This window comes from Amycolatopsis sp. NPDC003865 (assembly GCF_053605345.1).
In genome coordinates, this window is sequence record NZ_JBSGJA010000001.1 from 28,768 (window position 1) to 48,993 (window position 20,226).

At 72.6% G+C, this 20,226-nt stretch carries 25 protein-coding genes; 3 read left to right on the forward strand and 22 right to left on the reverse strand.

Annotated features, from left to right (window positions below; genetic code table 11):
- Nucleotides 1–18: 18 nt before the first annotated feature.
- Genes ruvB through ruvC form a run of 3 tightly spaced genes read right to left on the reverse strand, consistent with a single transcriptional unit; the run spans nt 19 to nt 2,272 of the window.
- Nucleotides 19–1,086 carry a Holliday junction branch migration DNA helicase RuvB gene (gene ruvB / locus ACWEVP_RS00150; RefSeq protein ID WP_452060418.1) on the reverse strand — a complete coding sequence of 356 codons (1,068 nt, stop codon included), beginning with the start codon at nt 1,084–1,086 and terminating at the stop codon, nt 19–21.
- Nucleotides 1,087–1,094: 8 nt separating this feature from the next.
- Nucleotides 1,095–1,691, reverse strand: coding sequence for a Holliday junction branch migration protein RuvA (gene ruvA / locus ACWEVP_RS00155; RefSeq protein ID WP_452060419.1), 597 nt, complete (start codon nt 1,689–1,691; stop codon nt 1,095–1,097).
- Nucleotides 1,688–2,272, reverse strand: a complete 585-nt coding sequence (gene ruvC, locus ACWEVP_RS00160; RefSeq protein ID WP_364269660.1) for a crossover junction endodeoxyribonuclease RuvC — start codon at nt 2,270–2,272, stop codon at nt 1,688–1,690. The genes ruvA and ruvC overlap by 4 nt, the downstream gene beginning before the upstream one ends.
- Nucleotides 2,273–2,345: 73 nt before the next feature.
- On the opposite strand from ruvC, the gene ACWEVP_RS00165 reads away from it, so the two are divergent.
- Complete coding sequence (locus ACWEVP_RS00165; RefSeq protein ID WP_452060420.1) at nt 2,346–2,786, forward strand: cupin domain-containing protein; 441 nt, start codon at nt 2,346–2,348, stop codon at nt 2,784–2,786.
- Here ACWEVP_RS00165 and ACWEVP_RS00170 read toward each other — a convergent pair.
- The 5 genes from ACWEVP_RS00170 to ACWEVP_RS00190 form a co-directional block, all read right to left on the reverse strand.
- Entirely contained in the window at nt 2,783–3,334 is a 552-nt protein-coding gene (locus ACWEVP_RS00170) for a DUF4262 domain-containing protein (protein WP_452060421.1), read from the reverse strand. The genes ACWEVP_RS00165 and ACWEVP_RS00170 overlap by 4 nt on opposite strands.
- A gap of 86 nt (nt 3,335–3,420) precedes the next feature.
- Nucleotides 3,421–4,176, reverse strand: a complete 756-nt coding sequence (locus ACWEVP_RS00175) for a YebC/PmpR family DNA-binding transcriptional regulator (RefSeq protein WP_452060422.1) — start codon at nt 4,174–4,176, stop codon at nt 3,421–3,423.
- Nucleotides 4,177–4,217: 41 nt separating this feature from the next.
- Nucleotides 4,218–4,835: a pyridoxal 5'-phosphate synthase glutaminase subunit PdxT gene (gene pdxT, locus ACWEVP_RS00180; RefSeq protein ID WP_452060423.1), complete on the reverse strand. Its 618-nt coding sequence runs from the start codon at nt 4,833–4,835 to the stop codon at nt 4,218–4,220.
- Between the two features lie 142 nt (nt 4,836–4,977).
- A complete protein-coding gene (locus ACWEVP_RS00185) occupies nt 4,978–5,298 on the reverse strand; it encodes an AzlD domain-containing protein (RefSeq protein ID WP_452060424.1) in 321 nt (106 codons plus the stop codon).
- Nucleotides 5,298–5,990, reverse strand: coding sequence for an AzlC family ABC transporter permease (locus ACWEVP_RS00190; protein WP_452060425.1), 693 nt, complete (start codon nt 5,988–5,990; stop codon nt 5,298–5,300). The genes ACWEVP_RS00185 and ACWEVP_RS00190 overlap by 1 nt, the downstream gene beginning before the upstream one ends.
- A 69-nt stretch (nt 5,991–6,059) precedes the next feature.
- Here ACWEVP_RS00190 and ACWEVP_RS00195 point away from each other — a divergent pair, with 69 nt between their 5' ends.
- Nucleotides 6,060–6,623 carry a helix-turn-helix domain-containing protein gene (locus tag ACWEVP_RS00195; RefSeq protein ID WP_086675259.1) on the forward strand — a complete coding sequence of 188 codons (564 nt, stop codon included), beginning with the start codon at nt 6,060–6,062 and terminating at the stop codon, nt 6,621–6,623.
- A 4-nt stretch (nt 6,624–6,627) separates the two neighbouring features.
- Here ACWEVP_RS00195 and pdxS read toward each other — a convergent pair whose 3' ends face one another.
- The 3 genes from pdxS to ACWEVP_RS00210 form a co-directional block, all read right to left on the reverse strand.
- On the reverse strand, nt 6,628–7,551 hold the full coding sequence (gene pdxS / locus ACWEVP_RS00200) for a pyridoxal 5'-phosphate synthase lyase subunit PdxS (RefSeq protein ID WP_452061299.1): 924 nt from the start codon (nt 7,549–7,551) through the stop codon (nt 6,628–6,630).
- An 83-nt stretch (nt 7,552–7,634) separates the two neighbouring features.
- The gene (locus ACWEVP_RS00205) at nt 7,635–8,624 is read right to left on the reverse strand and encodes a DUF5937 family protein (RefSeq protein WP_452060426.1); all 990 of its coding nucleotides are present in this window, start codon (nt 8,622–8,624) and stop codon (nt 7,635–7,637) included.
- A gap of 30 nt (nt 8,625–8,654) precedes the next feature.
- Complete coding sequence (locus ACWEVP_RS00210) at nt 8,655–10,097, reverse strand: FAD-binding oxidoreductase (protein WP_452060427.1); 1,443 nt, start codon at nt 10,095–10,097, stop codon at nt 8,655–8,657.
- 130 nt (nt 10,098–10,227) lie between these two features.
- Between ACWEVP_RS00210 and ACWEVP_RS00215 the strand changes: the two genes are divergently transcribed.
- Nucleotides 10,228–12,336 carry an elongation factor G-like protein EF-G2 gene (locus ACWEVP_RS00215; RefSeq protein WP_452060428.1) on the forward strand — a complete coding sequence of 703 codons (2,109 nt, stop codon included), beginning with the start codon at nt 10,228–10,230 and terminating at the stop codon, nt 12,334–12,336.
- Nucleotides 12,337–12,392: 56 nt separating this feature from the next.
- On the opposite strand, the gene ACWEVP_RS00220 is transcribed toward ACWEVP_RS00215, so the two are convergent.
- The 11 genes from ACWEVP_RS00220 to thrS all read right to left on the reverse strand — a co-directional run bounded on the left by ACWEVP_RS00220 (nt 12,393) and on the right by thrS (nt 20,166).
- Entirely contained in the window at nt 12,393–12,896 is a 504-nt protein-coding gene (locus ACWEVP_RS00220; RefSeq protein ID WP_452060429.1) for an XdhC family protein, read from the reverse strand.
- A 13-nt stretch (nt 12,897–12,909) separates the two neighbouring features.
- Nucleotides 12,910–13,176 (reverse strand): hypothetical protein, encoded by a 267-nt coding sequence (locus ACWEVP_RS00225; protein WP_452060430.1) that lies wholly within the window; start codon nt 13,174–13,176, stop codon nt 12,910–12,912.
- Between the two features lie 32 nt (nt 13,177–13,208).
- Nucleotides 13,209–13,466, reverse strand: coding sequence for a hypothetical protein (locus tag ACWEVP_RS00230; RefSeq protein WP_452060431.1), 258 nt, complete (start codon nt 13,464–13,466; stop codon nt 13,209–13,211).
- A complete protein-coding gene (locus ACWEVP_RS00235) occupies nt 13,463–13,732 on the reverse strand; it encodes a hypothetical protein (RefSeq protein ID WP_452060432.1) in 270 nt (89 codons plus the stop codon). Before ACWEVP_RS00235 ends, ACWEVP_RS00230 begins: the two co-directional genes overlap by 4 nt.
- Before the next feature lies 1 nt (nt 13,733).
- Nucleotides 13,734–14,216 (reverse strand): NUDIX hydrolase, encoded by a 483-nt coding sequence (locus ACWEVP_RS00240; protein ID WP_452060433.1) that lies wholly within the window; start codon nt 14,214–14,216, stop codon nt 13,734–13,736.
- Complete coding sequence (locus ACWEVP_RS00245) at nt 14,213–15,358, reverse strand: glycosyltransferase family 4 protein (protein WP_452061300.1); 1,146 nt, start codon at nt 15,356–15,358, stop codon at nt 14,213–14,215. Before ACWEVP_RS00245 ends, ACWEVP_RS00240 begins: the two co-directional genes overlap by 4 nt.
- Nucleotides 15,359–15,376: 18 nt before the next feature.
- Nucleotides 15,377–16,294: a phosphatidylinositol mannoside acyltransferase gene (locus tag ACWEVP_RS00250; RefSeq protein ID WP_452060434.1), complete on the reverse strand. Its 918-nt coding sequence runs from the start codon at nt 16,292–16,294 to the stop codon at nt 15,377–15,379.
- The gene (pgsA, locus tag ACWEVP_RS00255) at nt 16,291–16,917 is read right to left on the reverse strand and encodes a phosphatidylinositol phosphate synthase (protein ID WP_452060435.1); all 627 of its coding nucleotides are present in this window, start codon (nt 16,915–16,917) and stop codon (nt 16,291–16,293) included. Before pgsA ends, ACWEVP_RS00250 begins: the two co-directional genes overlap by 4 nt.
- Nucleotides 16,918–17,006: 89 nt before the next feature.
- Nucleotides 17,007–17,537 carry a MarR family winged helix-turn-helix transcriptional regulator gene (locus ACWEVP_RS00260; RefSeq protein ID WP_452060436.1) on the reverse strand — a complete coding sequence of 177 codons (531 nt, stop codon included), beginning with the start codon at nt 17,535–17,537 and terminating at the stop codon, nt 17,007–17,009.
- A gap of 62 nt (nt 17,538–17,599) precedes the next feature.
- Complete coding sequence (locus ACWEVP_RS00265) at nt 17,600–18,142, reverse strand: HIT family protein (RefSeq protein WP_452060437.1); 543 nt, start codon at nt 18,140–18,142, stop codon at nt 17,600–17,602.
- Nucleotides 18,139–20,166: a threonine--tRNA ligase gene (gene thrS / locus ACWEVP_RS00270; protein WP_452060438.1), complete on the reverse strand. Its 2,028-nt coding sequence runs from the start codon at nt 20,164–20,166 to the stop codon at nt 18,139–18,141. Before thrS ends, ACWEVP_RS00265 begins: the two co-directional genes overlap by 4 nt.
- Nucleotides 20,167–20,226: the final 60 nt, after the last annotated feature.

The following is a 20,226-nucleotide window of genomic DNA, read 5'->3' on the forward strand; positions in this document are numbered from 1 at the left end:
CCCGCCGGTACGAGCCGCTCAGTCCTCGTCGAACAGGGACGGCCCGCCCTGGTCCGGGCGCCCCGGGAGGTCCGCGGGAGGCACCAGGCCGAGGTGTTCCCACGCCGCCGCGGTGGCGACCCGGCCGCGCGGGGTGCGGGCGAGCATACCGGCGCGCACGAGGTAGGGCTCACACACCTCTTCCACGGTGGTCGCCTCCTCCCCCACGGCGACCGCCAGGGTCGAGATGCCGACCGGTCCCCCACCGAACGACCTGGTCAGCGCGGTGAGGACGGCCCGGTCGAGCCGGTCGAGACCGAGCTCGTCGACGTCGTAGACGGCCAGCGCGGCGCGGGCCACCTCGAGGGTGACCTTGCCGTCGGCGCGGACCTCGGCGTAGTCGCGGACGCGCCGCAGCAGCCGGTTCGCGATCCGGGGCGTGCCCCGCGACCGGCCGGCGATCTCCGCGCAGCCGTCCCGGTCGATGGGGATGTCGAGGATCGTCGCGGCCCGGCGGACGACCAGCTCCAGCTCGGCGTCGGTGTAGAACTCCATCTGGCCGGTGAAGCCGAAGCGGTCGCGCAGCGGGCCGGTCAGCGAACCCGACCGCGTGGTCGCCCCGACCAGCGTGAAGGGGGCGATCTCGAGCGGGATGCTGGTCGCGCCCGGGCCCTTGCCCACGACGACGTCGACCCGGAAGTCCTCCATCGCCAGGTAGAGCATCTCCTCGGCGGGACGGGCGATCCGGTGGATCTCGTCGATGAACAGGACGTCGCCCGGCGCCAGGTTGGACAGCATCGCGGCGAGGTCACCGGCCCGTTCCAGCGCGGGGCCGGAGGTGATCCGGATGGCCGCGCCCAGCTCGGCGGCGACGATCATCGCCATCGACGTCTTGCCCAGCCCGGGCGGCCCGGAGAGCAGGACGTGGTCGGGCGGCACGCCGCGGCGGCGGGCGCTTTCCAGCACCAGCTCCAGCTGCTCGCGCACGCGCGGCTGGCCGACGAACTCGTCGAGCTTGCGGGGCCGCAGCGTGCCCTCGACGTCGCGGTCGCCGGTCTGCGCCCACGCCGAGAGGGCTTCGTCCTCGTCCACGGCTTCATACTCCACGGCCGCGCCTACCGCTTCCGGCCGAGGGTGGCCAGCGCGGCGCGCAGCACGCTCGCGGTCGTGTGGCCGTCACCGTCGGCGAGGACCCTGTCGACCGCCTGCTCGGCCTGCTTGGCCGGGAACCCGAGGCCGGCCAGGGCCTCGACGACCTCCGAGCGCAGCGCGCCGGGCGCGGTGACCGCGGGCGCGCCGTCGGCGCCGCCGAGCGCGGTGACCTTGTCGCGCAGTTCGAGGGTGAGCCGCTCGGCGCCCTTGCGGCCGATGCCGGGCACCGAGGTGAGCACGGTGATGTTGCCTTCGACCAACGCGGCGCGCAGCTTGTCCGGGTCCAGCACGGCGAGGGTGGCCAGGGCGAGCCGCGGCCCGATCCCGGACACCGTCTGCAGCAGGCCGAACAGCTCGCGCGCGTCGGCGTCGGCGAAGCCGAACAGCGTCAGCGAGTCCTCGCGCACGACCAGCGCGGTGTGCAACCGGGCCTCTTCGCCGCGGCGCAGGGTGGCCAGCGTCGCCGGGGTGGCCTGCACGGCGAAGCCGACCCCGCCCACCTCGACCACGACGTGGTCCAGGCCGACCGAGAGGACTTCTCCGCGTACCGACGAGATCATCGCGCTGCTCCAGGGTTCTTGGCTTGTTTCGCCGCCGCGGCGAGGCGGGCTTTGTGGGTGCGGGCCATTTCGGCCGCGCGGGCTTCGGCTTCGGCGAGCCGGGCCCGCATCGGCTCGCGCCAGAGGTGGCAGATGGCCAGGGCGAGGGCGTCCGCGGCGTCGGCGGGGTGCGGCGCGACCTCGAGGTTGAGCAGCCGCATCACCATGGCCGTGACCTGGGCCTTGTCCGCCCGGCCGGAGCCGCTGACCGCGGCCTTGACCTCGCTCGGCGTGTGGAAGACGACGGGCAGGCCCCGGCGCGCGGCGGCCAGTGCGACCACGCCACCGGCCTGCGCGGTGCCCATCGCGGTCCGGACGTTGTGCTGGGCGAAGACGCGCTCGACGGCGACGGCCTGCGGCTTGTACTTGTCCATCCACCGCTCGACCTCGTCGGAGATGCCGAGCAGCCGGTGGGCCAGGTCGGCGTCGGCCGGCGTCCGCACGACGTCGACGGCGACGCAGCGGACGGCCCGGCCCTTGCCGCCGTCGACCACCCCCAGGCCGCACCTGGTCAGACCGGGGTCGACCCCGAGCACCCGCACCCGCATTCCTCCCGCCGCGAACATCAGTTCGAGTCTGCAGGCTACTGGGCGCGTCTGCGGCAGGATGGATGACATGCCGGAGCCGTCGGATTTCGTCACCCACCTGGGCTTGGAGCCGTTGCCGATCGAAGGCGGGCAGTGGGCGCAGAGCTGGCGCTCGGCCGCCGGCTCCGCGATCTACTACCTGCTCGTCGCGCCCGAGCGCTCGGCGCCGCACCGGCTGGACCGCGTCGAGGTGTGGGTCCACCACGCGGGCGCGCCGGCCGCGATGCTGCTGCTGCACCCGGACGGCTCGATCGAGCGGCCGGTGCTCGGCACCGACGTGGCCGCCGGGGAACGTCCGCAGGTGGTGGTGCCCGCCGGGACGTGGCAGGCGACCGTGACGACCCGCGAGTGGAGCTTGCTGGGCACCGTCGTCGTGCCGCCCTACACCGACGACTGCGTCGAGTTCGAGTCCGCCGCGGAACTGGCCCGGCGGTACCCGGAAGCGGCCGCCGACCTGCGGAAGTTCTAGGGGCCGTCGACGCCGGGGGTCCAGCTTTCGGGGTCGCCGCTCTCGGTCAGCACCGGCTGCCACCGGGCGAAGCCCTCGGGCGCGTCCGGGTGCCAGGGGAACTTGCCCTCCGGCGTCGCGACGATCAGCTGCAGCGCCGGGAAGTCACCGTCCGGGTAGATGAGGAAGGCCGTGCCGAAGTACTCCGGGTAGTGCCCCTTGTTGACGCGCTCGAGCACGACCGGGACACCCTCGAAGAAGTCGTCGTAGCGCCGGCCGACCTCGAAGATCTCGCCGTTGGCCGCGCGGTCGACGTAGGCGTCGAGCAGCACCTGGCCCATCTGGTCGGGCAGCCCGACCACGACGGCCTCCGGGACGTGGTGCAGCGCCCACGCGCAGGCGGTGAAGCAGTAGCCGGCGCCCTCGTCGTCCCCGGCGACCGTGATGACCGCGTTGCCGCGCTCCTTCGCCTGCGTCTCGATCCATTCGATGAGGCGCAGTTCTTCGGCGGAGAGTTCGGCGGTGATGTCGGCGGAAGCGGCGGGGGTCGTCGAGGTCACGGCGCACATTCTGCCTGAGGATCCGGGGAGAGCACAGGGCCCGGGCCGGAAAGTTTCCGGCCCGGGCCCTGGTTCCTTGCGGTGCAAGGGAAAACTCAGCCGACTTCGGCGAGCACCTCGTCGGACACGTCGAAGTTCGCGTAGACGTTCTGGACGTCGTCGCAGTCTTCGAGGGCGTCGATCAGCTTGAAGACCTTCTTCGCGCCGTCGGCGTCCAGGGGGACGCTGACGGTCGGGAGGAACGTCAGCTCCGCCGACTCGTACTCGAAGCCGGCGTCCTGCAGGGCCTTGCGCACCGGCACCAGGTCGCCGCCCTCGGAGACGATCTCGAAGCTCTCGTCGAGGTCGTTGACCTCTTCGGCACCCGCGTCGAGGACCGCCATCAGGACGTCGTCCTCGGTGGCGCCGGCCTTCGGCATCAGCACGACACCCTTGCGGTTGAACATGTAGGCGACCGAGCCCGGGTCGGCGAGGGAGCCGCCGTTGCGGGTGAGCGCGGTGCGGACCTCCATCGCGGCGCGGTTCTTGTTGTCGGTGAGGCACTCGATCAGCACCGCGACACCGTTGGGGCCGTAGCCCTCGTACGTGATGTTCTGCCAGTCGGCACCGCCGGCCTCTTCACCGGCGCCGCGCTTGCGGGCGCGCTCGATGTTGTCCTGCGGGACCGAGTTCTTCTTGGCCTTCTGGATGGCGTCGTAGAGCGTCGGGTTGCCATCCGGGTCGCCACCACCGGTGCCCGTGCGGGCGGCCACCTCGATGTTCTTGATCAACCGCGCGAAGAGCTTGCCGCGCTTCGCGTCGAGGTTGGCCTTCTTGTGCTTCGTGGTGGCCCACTTGGAGTGGCCGCTCATCTCTCCTCCATCTGTTCCGTACCCCGGCCGGGCACCGCGTCTCAGGCTGCCTTCCGCGCGAGGTCGACGAACAGCCGGTGCACCCGCACGTCGGGCGTCAGCTCCGGGTGGAACGCGGTCGCCAGCACCGCCCCCTGCCGGACCGCGACGATCCTAGCGGTGTCGTCCTCGACGCCGGGCACGCCGCTGACCGTCGCCAGCACCTCGACGCCGTCACCGGCCTTCTCGACCCACGGGGCGCGGATGAACACGGCGTGCACTTCTCCGTCGACCCCGGCGAAGTCGAGGCCGGCCTCGAAGGAGTCGACCTGCCTGCCGAAGGCGTTGCGCCGCACGACGACGTCGAGCCCGCCGAGCTGCTGCTGGTCGGGCCGCCCGTCGAGGGTCTGCCGCGCCAGCAGGATCATCCCGGCGCAGGAGCCGAAGGCGGGCATGCCCTCGGCGATCCGCGCCCGCAGCGGCTCGAGCAGTTCGAACGTCTCGAGCAGCTTCGACATGGTGGTCGACTCGCCACCGGGCAGCACCAGACCGTCCACTTCGGACAGCTCGGTGGCCCGCCGGACCGGCTTGGCCCGCGCGCCCGCTTCCTCCAGCATGGCGACGTGCTCCCGCACGGCGCCCTGCATGGCGAGCACACCGATGACCGGTTCCGACGACACCCGACCTCCCGAAAGACCTTCCCACCAGCCTAGACGCTCCCGCTCCCCGCCTTCGCGGCAGGTCAGCCCCGGTCACGTCGTCCGCCCCCGCTCCCCACGCGACCCCCGAGCGACCCGCCCGCCGAGCCAGGCCGGCCTCCGGTCAGGGGACCCCGGCCAGCCGAAGCAGTGCCGCCGTCGCCGCCGCCGCGACCACCACCAGCGCGAAGGGTGCCTTCCGCCACGCCAGCACCCCCGCCACCAGCACCCCCGCCGGCCGGGCGAAGCCCGCGAACCCGTGTCCCTCCGTCAGCGCGCTCACCGCGACCAGCGCCGCCAGCAGCACCACCGCGGCGAGCGCCATCAGCCGTTCCGCTCGCGGCGACAGCTTGACCCGGCTGCGCAGCACCGGCCCGGCGAACCGGAAGGCGAACGTCCCCAGCGCCAGCACCGCCGTGCCGACCAGCAGCTCGACCCCGTCCATCAGCGCACCTCCTGCACCTGCGGCTCCTTCGCCAGCGCACCCACCAAGACACCCGCCAGCGCGAGCAGCACCGGCAGCCCGGCCGGCAGGAACGGCGTCGCGGCCAGCGCGACCACCACCCCGATCAGCACCGGCAGCCGCGCCGCCCGGTCGCGCAGCGAGGGCAGCACCAGGGCCAGCAGCACCGCCGGGAACGCCGCGTCGAGGCCGAACACGTCCGTGTCGCTGATCGCCGTTCCCGCGAACGCGCCCGCGACCACGCCGAGGTTCCAGCACGCGAACAGGCCGATCCCGCACGCCCAGTACGCCGCGCGGCGGTGGCCCGCCTCGCGCTGGGCCAGCGCGAACGCCACCGACTCGTCGATCATCAGGTGGCTGCCCGCCAGCCGGGCCGCCCACCGCTCGCCCAGCACGTCGCCGAGCGCGAAACCGAACGGCAGGTGCCGCGCGTTGGCCAGCAGGCCCGCGAGAACGGCGGCGAACGGGTTGCCGCCCGCGGCCACGATCCCGATGAACATGAACTGCGACGCGCCGGCGAAGACCAGCAGCGACATCAGCATCGGCAGCCACAGCGGGAAGCCCGAGCTCACCGCGATGGCCCCGTAGGACACCCCCACGAGACAATCGGCCAAGCAGACCAGGCCGATGTCGCGGGCGAGGCCCCGATCGAGTGTTCGCCATATCGAACGCATGTGTTCTATGGTGAACACAAGGCCCCGTGTTCGTCAAGGCGAACAGAACGACCGATGGAGCGAACAGCAATGTCGCAGGAAACGACGGGCGCACCACTGGAGATCATCGCGGCATCCCTGCGCCGCGAACGGACCCGAGCGGGCTTGTCCCTGACCGAGGTGGCACGCCGAGCCGGGCTGGCCAAGTCGACGCTGTCCCAGCTCGAGTCCGGCACCGGCAACCCCAGCGTCGAGACGCTCTGGGCGCTCGGCGTCGCCCTCGACGTCCCGTTCTCGCGCCTGGTCGAGCCCGAGCGCCCGAAGGTGCGCGTCATCCGGGCGGGCAAGGGGCCGACGGTGTTCGCCGAACACGCCGACTACGCGTGCACGCTGCTGTCGGCCTGTCCCCCGTCCGCGCGGCGGGACATGTACCTCATCCGGGCGGAACCCGGGACGCCGCGGCGGTCCGACCCGCACATGACCGGCGTGATGGAGCACATCGTGCTGTGCGCGGGACGCGCCCGGGTGGGTGTGCTGGAGGCACCGGAAGAGCTGAACCCCGGCGACTACATCTCCTACCCGGGCGACGTCCCGCACATCTTCGAAGCCCTCGAGCCGGGCACTTACGGCGTCGAGATCTCCGAGTACGTCTGAACCGTCACCAGCCGCGCTCGGCGAGGCGGTGCGGCTCCGGGAGCTCCTCGACGTTGATGCCGACCATGGCCTCGCCCAGGCCGCGCGAAACCTTGGCCAGCACGTCGGGGTCGTCGTAGAACGTCGTCGCCTTGACGATCGCCTCGGCGCGCTGGGCCGGGTTGCCGGACTTGAAGATGCCGGAGCCGACGAACACGCCCTCGGCGCCGAGCTGCATCATCATCGCCGCGTCCGCCGGGGTGGCGATCCCGCCCGCGGTGAACAGCACCACCGGCAGCTTGCCCGCCTCGGCGACCTCGCGAACCAGCTCGTACGGCGCCTGCAGCTCCTTCGCCGCGACGAACAGCTCGTCCTCGGGCAGCGACTGCAGCCGCCGGATCTCCTGGCGGATCTTGCGCATGTGCGTGGTGGCGTTGGAGACGTCGCCGGTGCCGGCCTCGCCCTTGGAGCGGATCATCGCCGCGCCCTCGGTGATCCGGCGCAGGGCCTCGCCCAGGTTGGTCGCGCCGCAGACGAAGGGCACCGTGAAGGCCCACTTGTCGATGTGGTTGGCGTAGTCGGCCGGGGTGAGCACCTCGGACTCGTCGATGTAGTCGACGCCGAGGGACTGCAGCACCTGCGCCTCGACGAAGTGGCCGATGCGGGCCTTGGCCATCACCGGGATCGAGACGGCCTCGATGATGCCGTCGATCAGGTCGGGGTCGCTCATCCGCGCGACGCCGCCCTGGGCGCGGATGTCGGCGGGCACGCGCTCCAGCGCCATGACCGCGACCGCGCCGGCGTCTTCGGCGATCTTGGCCTGCTCGGCGGTGACCACGTCCATGATCACGCCGCCCTTGAGCATCTCGGCCATGCCGCGCTTCACCTTGGCGGTGCCGGTGACGGACTGGACGGTGCCACTGGCGGGAGTGGTCTGCTGCTCGGACACGACGGGGCCTTTCGACACGAAATCGGGGGGTACGTCTCCGAGGGTAGGTCCGGGGTGGACCCTTCAAGCAGGCCAGTACGCGGCTATCTCGGGAGTCCACTTTCCGGCACGCCCGCGACCAGGACTTCCGCGGCCCGCGTCCGCGCGTAGAGCACGTGACGTCCGGCACGGTGCCCGCTGACCAGGCCGGCCGCCTTCAGGACGCCGAGGTGCTGCGACACCGCCCCGGCGCTGAGGCCGGTCCGGCGGGCGAGCTCGGCGGTGGACGCCGGCGCGGTCAGCTCGGTCAGCAGCATGGCCCGGCCGCGGCCGACGACGGCGGCCAGCGCACCGGGCGCGGTGGCGGTGCCGGTTTCCCAGAGCGTGGCGATCCCGCGCGGCGGGTAGCGCAGCACCGGCTGCCACCGCGGGTCGGTCTTCGAGAACACCCGCGGCCAGACGAACGCCGAGGGCACGAGCACCAGACCGCGCCCGTCGAGCGGCACGGCCGCGTGCAGGTGGCGGTGGGCGACGGTGAGCGTGCCGCCCTGCCAGCGGACCAGCGGCGTCAGGTCGTTGAACAGCTCCGCGGCCCCGCCCTGCGCCAGCATCCGCGACCGGTGCAGCACGTCGGCCTCGAGCAGCGCGCGGATGCGCGGCCAGTCGGGGGCGAGCACGAGGTCCCAGTACCGCTCCATCAGCGTCGCGAGCCGGTCGAGCCCCGCCTCGGGCTCGCGGTGGAAGCGGTTCAGCGCGGGCGTGCGGGGCCCGGCCATCGCGTCCAGCTCGCGCCGGACGACGCGGGGCGGGACGTCACGCAGGTCCGCGAGCTCGTCGGCGAGGTCGGGCAGCGGCGTCGACGGCGTGGCGGCCAGGAAACCGGGCAGGTGCCGCAGCGGGACGAGGTCGCGCAGCAGCCCGATGTCCAGCCCGGCCTCGTCGAGCGCGGCGGTGGCGCGCTTGACCCACGGCAGGTGCAGTGCGTGCTCCCCCGGCTGGTTCAGGACGCGCACGCTCGCGACGACCTCCCACGCCGGGGAGAACGCGAACCGGGTGTGCGCCAGGTCCTCTGTGGAGAATGCCAGGTCGAGCACGCGCTGCCTCTCTGCCGAGTGCCGCGGAGCTTACGTCTCTCCGATTTGGACAGTCGAGCGGGGCACCGAAAGTCCTTGCGGGAAAGCGAAAATTCCTCGCGGGTCATACTTCCGGGCGACAGCTCGCAGACGCGGCAGGTTCACCCCGTAGTAGGCCTCCGCCCAGTCCGGCATCTCCGGGTCGAGGTAGTTGGCGTAGCCCGTGCGGCCGAACTCCGGCCCGAGCCCGTCGCGCACGGCCGCGAGCGAACGCCGGGCGCCCTCCTCGCCGCCGTTCTCCGGTTCCGCACCGTGCAGGAACTGCAGGCTGGCGAGCGCCGACCGGTACGGGAACGCCGTCTCCCGGGGGCCGACGCGCGCGATGGCGCCGCCCGCCGAGTCGACGATCGTGCGGACCCCCGTGTCGCGCGTCAGCACGCCGACGACCGCGCCCGGGTCGGCGAGCGGCCGGGTCAGCATCCGCGACGTGCCGACGTAGGTCCCCCGGTCCGCGGCGGCCGACGGCCGGGACTCCTGGTCGTCGAACGCGCGCATCGCGCTCAGGTGGTCCTGGACGCCCTCGTTCCACCCGGCCGGCGCGGTGCCGACCCGGCGGACGAGGTCTTCGAGCAGCGCGTGCATCCGCGCCCGCGGCCCGAGGAAGGTGCCGCCGAGCGTGGCCTCGTTCCACGCCAGCCCCATCCCCGACCACAGCTCGTCCGGCGCCGCCGGCTGCCACTCCTGCCAGGCGGCCAGCAGGGCGGCCCCGGCGGCGGGCGGGAACTCGAGGGCGAAGGTGGCGACGTCGGCGGCCGGCACCGTCCGGAAGGTGAAGCCGGTGACGATCCCGAAGTTGCCGCCACCGCCACCGCGCAGCGCCCAGAACAGGTCCGGCTCCGCCGTCGCCGACGCCGTCCGCACGCGGCCGTCGGCCGTGACGACCCGCGCCGCCTCCAGGTGGTCGCACGTCAGCCCGTACTTGCGGTCGAGCACGCCGACCCCGCCGCCGAGGGCGAGCCCGGCGATGCCGACCGTGCCGCAGCTGCCCGCCGGCAGGACCCGGCCAGCCGCGGCGAGCGTCGTCGCGATCGGGCCGAGCCGGGCACCGGCGCCGATCGCCGCCCGGCCGTCCGGGCGCGCCTCGATCCCGGAAAACCGGCTCAGGTCCACGACGATCCCGCCGTCCACTGTGGAATAGCCGGGGTAGCTGTGCCCGCCGCCGCGGGCCACCACCGGCAAGCCGTGCCGGGCGGCGAAGCCGACGGCCGCCTGCACGTCCTCGACGCGCGCGGCGCCGACGACGGCGGCCGGCATGCGGTTGTCGTACATGGTGAAGAAGCCCTGCTTGGCCTCCGGGTAGCCCGGGTCGCCCGGCCGGAAGAGCGGCCCCGAGAGCCGCTTCCGAAGCCGCTCCCAGTCGTCCGGCGGCGGCCACCCCGCCAGGCCCGCCACCGGCACCGCTCCGGAAATACGCAAGAAAGCCCGCCTGTCCACGTCACTCCCCCTGCCCCGTGTCCCCCCGGGCATTCGGCTGGTCCCGGGGGCCCTGCCTTGCCGTGACCAGGGTAGCGGGTGTGTGATCGAGGACACATCCCGTACACCAGCCGTTCGCCGAGGAGTCGTCATGGCAGACAAACAAGCCAAGAACGCCGACACCGGGGCCGCCGTCGCTGTGGACGACCCCGCCAAGGTCCGCAACGTCGTGCTCGTCGGCCCGTCCGGCTCGGGGAAGACGACCCTCACCGAGGCGCTGCTCGCGGCGTCCGGCACCGTCCCGCGCGCGGGCTCGGTGGTCGACGGGACGACGGTGTGCGACCACGACCCCGCGGCGGTGCGCCAGCAGCGGTCGGTCGGCCTCTCGGTGGCGCCGGTGCTGCACCAGGGCCACAAGATCAACCTGATCGACACACCCGGGTACGCCGATTTCGTCGGAGAGCTGCGGGCCGGGCTGCGGGCGGCCGACGCGGCGCTGTTCGTCGTCTGCGCCGCCGAGGGCGTCGACGCGGCCACGGTCGCGGTGTGGGAAGAGTGCGCGGCGGTCGGGATGCCGCGCGCGGTCGTCGTCTCCCGGCTCGACCACCACCGGGCCGACGCGATGGCCGAGATCGCCGCGTGCCAGGCCGCGTTCGGCGACGGCGTGCTGCCGCTGTACCTGCCCGCGGGCGACGGCCTGGTCGGGCTGATCACCCAGCGGTACTTCGACTACTCCGGCGGGCACCCGCCGAAGCTCGGCGAGCCGGACCCGGCCGACCTGGAACGGATGGCCGAGGCCCGCAACGAGCTGATCGAAGGGATCATCGCCGAGAGCGAGGACGAGTCCCTGATGGACCGCTACCTCGCCGGCGAGGAGATCGCCGAGGAAACCCTCATCGCCGACCTCGAAACCGCCGTCGCGCGCGGGTCGTTCCACCCGGTGATCCCGGTGTGCGCGACCAGCGGGATCGGCCTGGCCGAGGTGCTCGACGGGATCGTCCGCGCGTTCCCCTCGCCGCTGGAGCACAAGCCACCCGACGTCACCACGCCGGACGGCGGGGAGCACGCCGCCATCACCGCCGACCCCGCGGGCCCCCTCGCCGCGGAGGTCGTCCGGACGGCCGTCGACTCCTACGTCGGCCGGGTGTCGCTCGTCCGGGTGTTCTCGGGGACGCTGCGGCCGGAGCGGCCGGTGCACGTGTCCGGGCACGGCCTCGCCGAACGCGGGCACGAGGACCACGACGCCGACGAGCGCGTCGCGCACCTCTACTCCCCGCTCGGCGCGAACCTGCGGGAAGTGCCCTACTGCGTCGCGGGTGACCTCTGCGCGCTGACGAAGGTCGGCTCGGCCGAGACCGGCGACACCGTCTCCTCCCCCGACGAGCCGCTGCTGATGGAGCCGTGGGCGATGCCGGAGCCGTTGCTGCCGGTGGCGGTGGTCGCGAAGACCCGCAGCGACGAGGACACCCTCGCCCGCAACCTCTCCCGCCTGGTCGCCGGCGACCCGACGCTGCGGCTGGACCGCAACGCCGAGACCGGCCAGCTGGTGCTGTGGTGCATGGGCGAGGCGCACGCCGACGTCGTCCTCTCGCGGCTGCGCGCGGGTGGCGCGGACGTCGAGACCGAACCGGTGAAGATCAGCCTGCGCTCGACGTTCACCAAACCGGCCAAGGGACACGGGCGGCACGTGAAGCAGTCCGGCGGGCACGGCCAGTTCGCCGTCTGCGACATCGAGGTCGAACCGCTGCCCCGCGGCGGCGGGTTCCAGTTCGTCGACAAGGTCGTCGGCGGCTCGGTGCCCCACCAGTTCATCCCGAGCGTGGAGAAGGGCGTGCGGGCCCAGCTGGCGCGCGGGCTGGCCGACGGGCATCCGGTGGTCGACGTCAAGGTCACGCTGGTCGACGGGAAGGCCCACAGCGTCGACTCCTCCGACGCGGCGTTCCAGACGGCGGGTGCCTTGGCGTTGCGCGAGGCGGCGGCGAACGGGCACATCACGATGCTGGAGCCCCTCGAAGAAGTGGCGATCCGGCTGCCGGACGAGCACCTCGGCACGGTGCTGGGCGACCTGTCCTCGCGCCGGGGCCGGGTGCTGGGCACGGAGGCCGGCGACGGCGGCCGGACGGTGATCCGGGCGGAGGTCCCGGCGACGGAACTGGTGCGCTACCTGATCGACCTGCGCTCGATGACGTCGGGCACGGCGACGTTCACCCGCCGCCACGCCCGCTTCGAGCCGATGCCGGAAGGAATGGCGGTGCACTGACCCGGTCGTGAGTGAGAAACAGTCTTCCCACCCTGTTTCTCACTCACGACCGGGGGTCAGAAGTCGAAGCCGCCGGGGCGGTCGTTGCGGTCGGCCAGCAGGCCGGCCAGGGTGGCGATGGCGATCTCCGGTGGCGTGCGCGAGCCGATGTTCAGCCCGACCGGCCGGTGCACGCGGGCGATGTCGTCCTCGGTCACGCCCAGCCCGCGCAACGCGGCCACGTGCGGCCCCGGGTGGCGCGGGTTGCCCAGCACGCCGATCCAGCGCGGGTTCCCGCCGAGCGCCGCTTTCAGCACCTCGCCGAGCTCCGGCCGGTGGTGGTCGGTCACCACGACGTCCGCCGAGCCGTCCAGCGGCGGCAGCGTGGTGTCCGCCTCGATCCCGTCGGGCACGTCGGTGGCGCGCGCGGCGTCCGGCTCGAACAGCGCCACGTGGTAGCCGAGGTCGCGGGCGAACTTCAGCAGGTACCGCGAAACCGGCGACGCGAACACCGCCACCAGGGTCCGCACGCCGGCGTCCGCCTCGGCCTTGCCGTGGGCGACGTCGCAGGTCTCGCTCATGCCGCCCAGTGTGTCAGCCGCCGCCCTGTTCGCCCACCGTCACGCGGAACTGCCACACGTCGGTCTTGCCCTTCACGAGCACCAGGTACCCGTCGCTGACGCGCAGCACGACCCGGCTCTGCGGCGACGCCGGCCGCGGCGGCCGGTGCTGCTTGGCAAGCAGGTACGCCTCGCCGAACGCGGTGTCGCGGTCCGGGTACCCCGCCGCGTCGGCGACGCCCCAGCCCCGGCCGTCGCCCATGCCGCCCTGCTCCTCGATGACCACCCACCACGTACTCATGCCGATCCGACGCGACGGGCCCCGCGGCGGTTTCAGAGCTCTTCGAGCACGCTCAGCCGGAAGTGGAACGTCGACGTCCGGCCCACGACGATCACCAGGTATCCGCCGGGCCCGCGCAGGACCGTCCGCGACTTCGGCGACCACGGGTAGGCCGGCTCGTACTCCCGCGCGAGCCGGTCCGCCTCGGCTTCGGCGGTCGCCCGGTCGTCGTAGGAGAACGTCTCGGACAGCGACCAGTTCCGGCCGTCACCCGCGCCGCGCTGCTCCTCGACGACCACCCACCAGCTCATGCGGGTGCCGTCACGGTCTCGCCGAGCGTCACGCGGAAGTGGAACGTCTGGGTGCGCCCCGTCGCGATCACCAGGTAGCCGTCGCCGACCCGCAGCACCTTGCGCTCCTTGACCCCCGACGGGTGCACCGGCTCGTGCTCGAACGCGAGCCGCCGGGCCACCTCGTCGGCGTGGGCGCGGTCGCCGCCCGCCGGCTTCGTCTTCGTGACGTTCCAGGCGCGGGCGTCCCCGCCGCCGCGCTGTTCTTCGACGACCACCCACCACATGTCAGACCTCCGGTTCGGCGAACTCGAAGTACTCCGGCAGCGGCGCCGTCCCCGCCAGCCGGAAGTACCGCACCTTCCGCCGCCGCCGCAGGCGCAGCGTGTCGCGGACGGCGTCGTTGTGGACGCGGCGGGCGATCACGACCCGGTGCTCGGCGTCGGTCAGCTCCTCGGCCAGCTCGGCGGGCAGGCCCGTCCGGTCGACGCGGCCCAGCTGCAGCGTCAGGTCGCCTTCTTCGGCTTCGCGGTCCGCACGCGGCGCCGCTTCCGCGCGTTCGGCCGAGGCCCGCAGGTCGGCGTCGCCCAGCACCACCGCGACCGCGCGCGCCACCACCGCGCGCCGGGCCAGCGCCGCGTCGAGGGCGGCCCAGCCCGCGTCCATCCGGACGTGCAGCCGGTCGAGCCGGTTCGCCGTCGCCACCAGGAAGAGCCCGCCCAGCACGACGACCAGCGCCAGCAGGGGAAGCAGCCAGCCGAGCACGCTCACCGGGCCGGCTCCCGCTCCGGCGCCGCGACGCGCCGGGGGTCGGCGGCCACGGCCGTCTCGTAGACCCGCAGCACCTGCGTCGCCACCACCGACCAGTCGAACATCGTGACGCGCTCTCCCGCCGCCGCGGCGAGCGACGCCCGGCGCGCCGGGTCGCCGAGCAGCTCGCGCAGCCCGTCCGCCAGCGCCGCGGGATCACCGGTTTCGACGAGCATCCCGGCGTGGCCGTCGTCGAGCACGCGCCGGAACGAGTCGAGGTCGCTGGCCAGCACGGGGGTCCCGGCCGCCATGGCTTCGGTGAGGATCATCCCGAAGCTCTCGCCGCCGGTGTTGGGCGCGCAGTAGACGTCGACGCTGCGCAGCGCCTGGGCCTTGACGACGTCGTCGGCCTGCCCGAGCAGCTCCAGGTGCGGTGCCAGCTCGGGGCCGGCGTCGCGGCGCAGCTGCTCGGAGTCGCCGCGGCCGACCACGACCAGGCGCAGGTCCTCGTACTCCGGCAGGATCCGCCGCAGCGCCTCCAGCAGGACGCCCATGCCCTTGCGCGGCTCGCCGAACCGGCCGACGAACCCGACCGTGCCACCGGCCCGCGGGTAGCCCGGCAACGGCGTCGCCGAGGAGAAGAACTCGACGTCGACGCCGTTGGGGATCTCCACGGCGTCACCGCCCGCGTGCTCCACCTGGACCCGGCGGGCCAGCGCGGAGACCGCGATCCGCGCCGTGATCTTCTCCAGCAGCGGCCGCAGCACGGGCTGGAACGCCGACAGCGTGCGCGAGCGCGTGGTCGCGGTGTGGAACGTCGCCACGATCGGGCCGTCGGCGATCAGCAGCGCCAGCAGCGAGAGGCTCGGCGCGGCGGGCTCGTGCAGGTGCAGGACGTCGAAGTCGCCGTCACGGATCCAGCGGCGCACGCGCGCGTAGGACACCGGGCCGAACTGCAGCCGCGCGACCGAGCCGTTGTACGGGATGCCGAGCGCCTTCCCGGCCGGGTGCACGAACTCCGGGAGCTCGGCGTCTTCGTCGGCGGGCGCCAGCACGGACACCCGGTGCCCGCGGGCCAGCAGCGCCTTCGTCAGGTCGATCACGTGCCCCTGGACCCCGCCGGGCACGTCGAACGAGTAGGGGCAGACGATCCCGATCCGCATCGGGCGCGCGGCCACGCCTCAGCTCGCTTCTTCGAGGCTGACCCGCTCGCCGGCCTCGAGGTCGGCGGGCCAGAACTTCTGCAGCATGTGCCAGTCGGCCGGGTGCGCGGCGATGTCGCCGGCGAAGATGTCGGCCAGCGCCTGGGTGGCCGCCGCGACCTCGGCGCGCGCGGTGACGCGGATGCGCGGGTGCAGCCGGATCTGCCAGCCGTCCTCGGTGAACCAGCAGCCGGCCGGGATCAGCGCGGCACCGGTCGTGGCGGCCAGCCGCGCCGGGCCGCCGGGGAAGCGGGCTTTTTCGCCGAAGAACTTCACCGGGATGCCGCTGGTGGTCAGGTCGCGGTCGCCCACCAGGCAGACGGCCTTGTTCTCGCGCAGCCGCTTCAGCAGCACGCGCATCGCCGAGCTGTCGCCGGTCAGCGGCACGATCTCGAAGCCGAGCGACTCGCGGTACTCGACGAACCGGCGGTAGAGCGACTCGGGCTTCAGCCGCTCGGCGACCGTCGTGAAGCCGCCGAGGTAGTCGGCGAGCCACACGCCGGCGATGTCCCAGTTCCCGCTGTGCGGCAGCGCCATCACCGCGCCGTTGCCCTCGGCGAGCGCGGCGTCGAGGTTCTCCACGCCGGTGATCGAGGCCGCGACCTTCTCGCTGACCTCCTTCTGGTCCATCGAGGGCAGGCGGAACGTCTCGTGCCAGTACCGGGCGTACGAGCGCATCGCGCGGCGGGTCAGCTCGTCCATCTCGACCTCGTCCGCCTGCGGCACGACGCGGGCGAGGTTGGCGCGCAGCTGCCGCACGCCTCCGCCGTCCCGCTTCACGGCGAGGTCCGCGCCGAGGGAGAAGACCGTCCCGCCGAAGCCGGGCGGCAGCCAGCCGGCCAGCTTCCAGCCGGCCGCGTAGCCGAACGCGCTCAGCCGCTCGGACAGCCTGGTCATGCCGGCTGCTCCCCGGCGGCGGCCTCGCGAGCCGCTTTCGCCACGGCGAGGAAGCGCTGCAGCAGCGTGACGACCGAGAGCACGGCGAGCAGCCAGAGCGTCACGTCCACGGTGTACGGGATGCCGAAGCCGTGCAGGCCGGTGCCGACCAGGGCGATGATCAGCCGCTCGGCGCGTTCGACGAGCCCGCCGTCCACCGGCAGGCCGGAGGCGTCGGCGCGGGCCTTGACGTAGGAGATGACCTGGGCGAGCACCAGGCACAGCAGCGCCGCGGCGGCGGCCGGGTGGTTGTCGTCGACGACGAAGCACCACCAGGCGATGGCGGCGAACAGCGCGCCGTCGACCAGCCGGTCGCAGGTCGCGTCCAGCACCGCGCCGAACGGGGTGCCGTAGCCGCGGGCGCGGGCCATCGCGCCGTCGAGGAGGTCGAGCATGGCGAAGCCCCACACCGTGAAGGTGCCCCAGAGCAGGTAGCCGTTCGGGAAGAAGGCCAGGGCGCAGGCGACGGCGCCGGCGGTGCCGAGCACGGTCATCGCGTTCGGGGTCAGCCCGGCGCGGACCAGCGCCTGGCCGATCGGGTCGGTGACGCGGGAAACGGAGGCACGCGCGAAGATATTGAGCATCGGTTCGTCTGAGGCACCTGGCTACGAGGGTCGGGTGGGCGAATGCAGCCTATCGACCCACCCCGGTGAACCCGACGCGCCGCCCCGGCTCAGCCCGATTTCGGCAGCGCGACGACGTCGCCGCGGTACTCGCGCGCCTCTTCGGCGGCCTGCGCGGCGGCGCACTTCGGCGAGAGGCGCTGCCGGATCGCGGCGCTGATCTCCCCGAGCGCGGTGACCTGCTCGGGCGTCAGCGGGTCGAAGAGGCTCTCGCGGACCGCCTCGACGTGCCCGGGCGCGGCCGCTTCGAGGGCGGCGAAGCCTTCCTGCGTGAGCACGGCCCAGGCGCCGCGTTTGTCGGTCGGGCAGGCCTCGCGCCGCACCCAGCCGTTGGCTTCCAACCGCGCGACAGCGTGCGAGAGCCGGCTTCGCGACGCCTGGCGGGCGTCGGCTAGCTCGCTCATCCGCAGCCGGCGGCCTTCGGCTTCGGAGAGCGCGACGAGGACTTCGTAATAGGTGTGCGGCATGCCCGAGTCGTGCTGCAGCTGGCCCTCGAGGTGCGCGCTGAGCATGCGGGTGGCCGCGTTGAACTCACGCCAGACGCGCTGCTCGTCGTCGCTGAGCCATCGGGTTTCGGACATACCCCCATCATACCCTCGGTTGAACACTCAATAAGGGTTTTCCGGCTCCGCCGAATCGGTTCTCACCAGGCGTCGGCCAGCATGTCCCGCGTCTCGCCCAGCAATTGCGGGAGCACCTTCGTCTGCCCGATGATCGGCATGAAATTGGCGTCCCCGCCCCAGCGCGGCACCAGGTGCTGGTGCAGGTGCGCCGCGATGCCCGCACCCGCGATGTGGCCCTGGTTCAATCCGATGTTGAACCCGTGCGCGCCGGAAACCGCGCGGATCACCCGCATCGCGTGCTGGGTGAACTCCGCGACCTCGCGCGTCTCCTCGACCGTCAGGTCCGGGTAGTCCGCGACGTGCCGGTACGGCACCACCATCAGGTGGCCCGGGTTGTACGGGTACAGGTTCAGCACCGCGAAGACCTGCTCGCCGCGCGCGACGATCAGCCCGGTCTTGTCGTCCAGGGACGGGATGCGGCAGAACGGGCAACCGGTGTCCTCGTCGTTCTCCGGCTTGTCCTGGCCCTTGATGTAGGCCATCCGGTGCGGGGTCCAGAGGCGCTGGAACGCGTCCTGGACCCCGATGCCCTGCTGCTCGACGAGCTCGGGACCCTCACTCACCGAACGACCGTCTCCAGCGCGTCGGCCGACGGCGACGCGTTCTCGCGGCGCTCGACCCACTCCGCGATCGCCTCGACCGCCTTCGCCACCGGCACGCCGTTGATCTGGCCGCCGTCGCGGAAGCGGAAGGACACCGCGCCCGCCTCGACGTCCTTCGCGCCGGCCAGCAGCATGAACGGCACCTTCTGCGTGGTGTGCGTCCGGATCTTCTTCTGCATCCGGTCGTCGCTCGCGTCGACCTCGGCGCGGATGCCCTTGGCGCGCAACGCCTTCTCGACGTCCTGCAGGTACTCCACCTGGTCGGCGGTGATCGGGATGCCGACCACCTGCACCGGCGACAGCCACGCCGGGAACGCGCCCGCGTAGTGCTCGGTCAGCACGCCGAAGAAGCGCTCGATCGAGCCGAAGAGCGCACGGTGGATCATCACCGGGGTCTGGCGTGAGCCGTCCGGCGCGGTGTACTCGAGCTCGAACCGCTTGTTCTGGTTGAAGTCCAGCTGGATGGTCGACATCTGCCAGGTGCGGCCGATGGCGTCCTTCGCCTGCACCGAGATCTTCGGGCCGTAGAAGGCCGCGCCGCCCGGGTCCGGGACCAGCTCGAGCCCGGAGTCGACGGCGGCCTGCCGCAGCGTCTCGGTGGCCTCCTCCCACTCCCAGTCCTCGCCGATGAACTTGTCGGAGTCCCCGCGGGTGGACAGCTCGAGGTAGAAGTCGGAGAGGCCGTAGTCGGCGAGCAGGTCGAGGACGAACTTGAGCAGCGACTTGAGCTCGCCCGGCATCTGCTCCTTGGTGCAGTAGATGTGGGAGTCGTCCATCGTCAGCCCGCGCACGCGGGTGAGGCCGTGCACCACGCCCGACTTCTCGTAGCGGTAGACGGTGCCGAACTCGAACAGCCGCAGCGGCAGCTCGCGGTAGGACCGCCCGCGCGAGCGGAAGATCAGGTTGTGCATCGGGCAGTTCATGGCCTTGAGGTAGTAGTTCTCCTCGTCGAACTGCACCGGCGGGAACATCGTGTCCGCGTAGTACGGCAGGTGGCCGGAGGTGTGGAACAGCTCGCCCTTGCTGATGTGCGGGGTGTTCACGAACTCGTAGCCGGCCTCCTCGTGGCGGCGGCGCGAGTAGTTCTCCAGCTCGCGGCGGATGATGCCGCCCTTCGGGTGGAACACCGGCAGACCCGAGCCGATCTCCTCGGGGAAGGAGAACAGGTCGAGCTCGGCGCCAAGCTTGCGGTGGTCGCGGCGCTCGGCCTCGGCGATGCGCTCGAGGTAGGCGTCCTGCGCCTCGGCGGATTCCCACGCGGTGCCGTAGATCCGCTGCAGCTGCGGGTTCTTCTCGCTCCCCCGCCAGTACGCGGCGGCGACGCGGGTCAGCGTGAACGCGGGGATGAACTTCGTGGTCGGCACGTGCGGACCACGGCAGAGGTCACTCCAGACACGTTCCTTGGTGCGCGGGTCGAGGTTGTCGTAGATGGTCAGCTCGCCCTCGCCCACCTCCATGACCTCGTCGGTGTCCACTTCGGACTTGAGGTCGACCAGCTCGAGCTTGAACGGCTCGTCCGCCAGTTCCTTCTTCGCCTCGTCCGCGGAGTCGAAAACGCGCCGCGAGAACTGCTGGGCGCCCTTGACGATCTGCTTCATGCGCTTTTCGAGCGCCTGCAGGTCTTCCGGGGTGAACGGCTTCTCGACGGCGAAGTCGTAGTAGAAACCGTCCTTCACCGGCGGGCCGATGCCGAGCTTGGCGTCGGGGAACTGCTGCTGCACGGCCTGGGCGAGCACGTGCGCCGCCGAATGCCGGATGACGCTGCGCCCGTCCTCGGTGTTCGCGGCGACCGGCTCGACCTCGGCGTCGGCCTCGGGAACCCAGGCGAGGTCGCGCAGCTTCCCGTCGGCGTCGCGCACGACGACGATCGTGTCCTCGCCCTTGGTCGGCAGGCCGGCTTCGCGGACCGCCGCGCCCGCCGTAGTGCCCGCCGGTACCACCACGCGGGAGGCGGCCACGGGGGAAACGGGGGGCGACTGGGACACGATCGGCTCCTCAAGCTGGAGTGACAAAGATGACGTCGTCGATGCTAGTCGGCGGCCCGC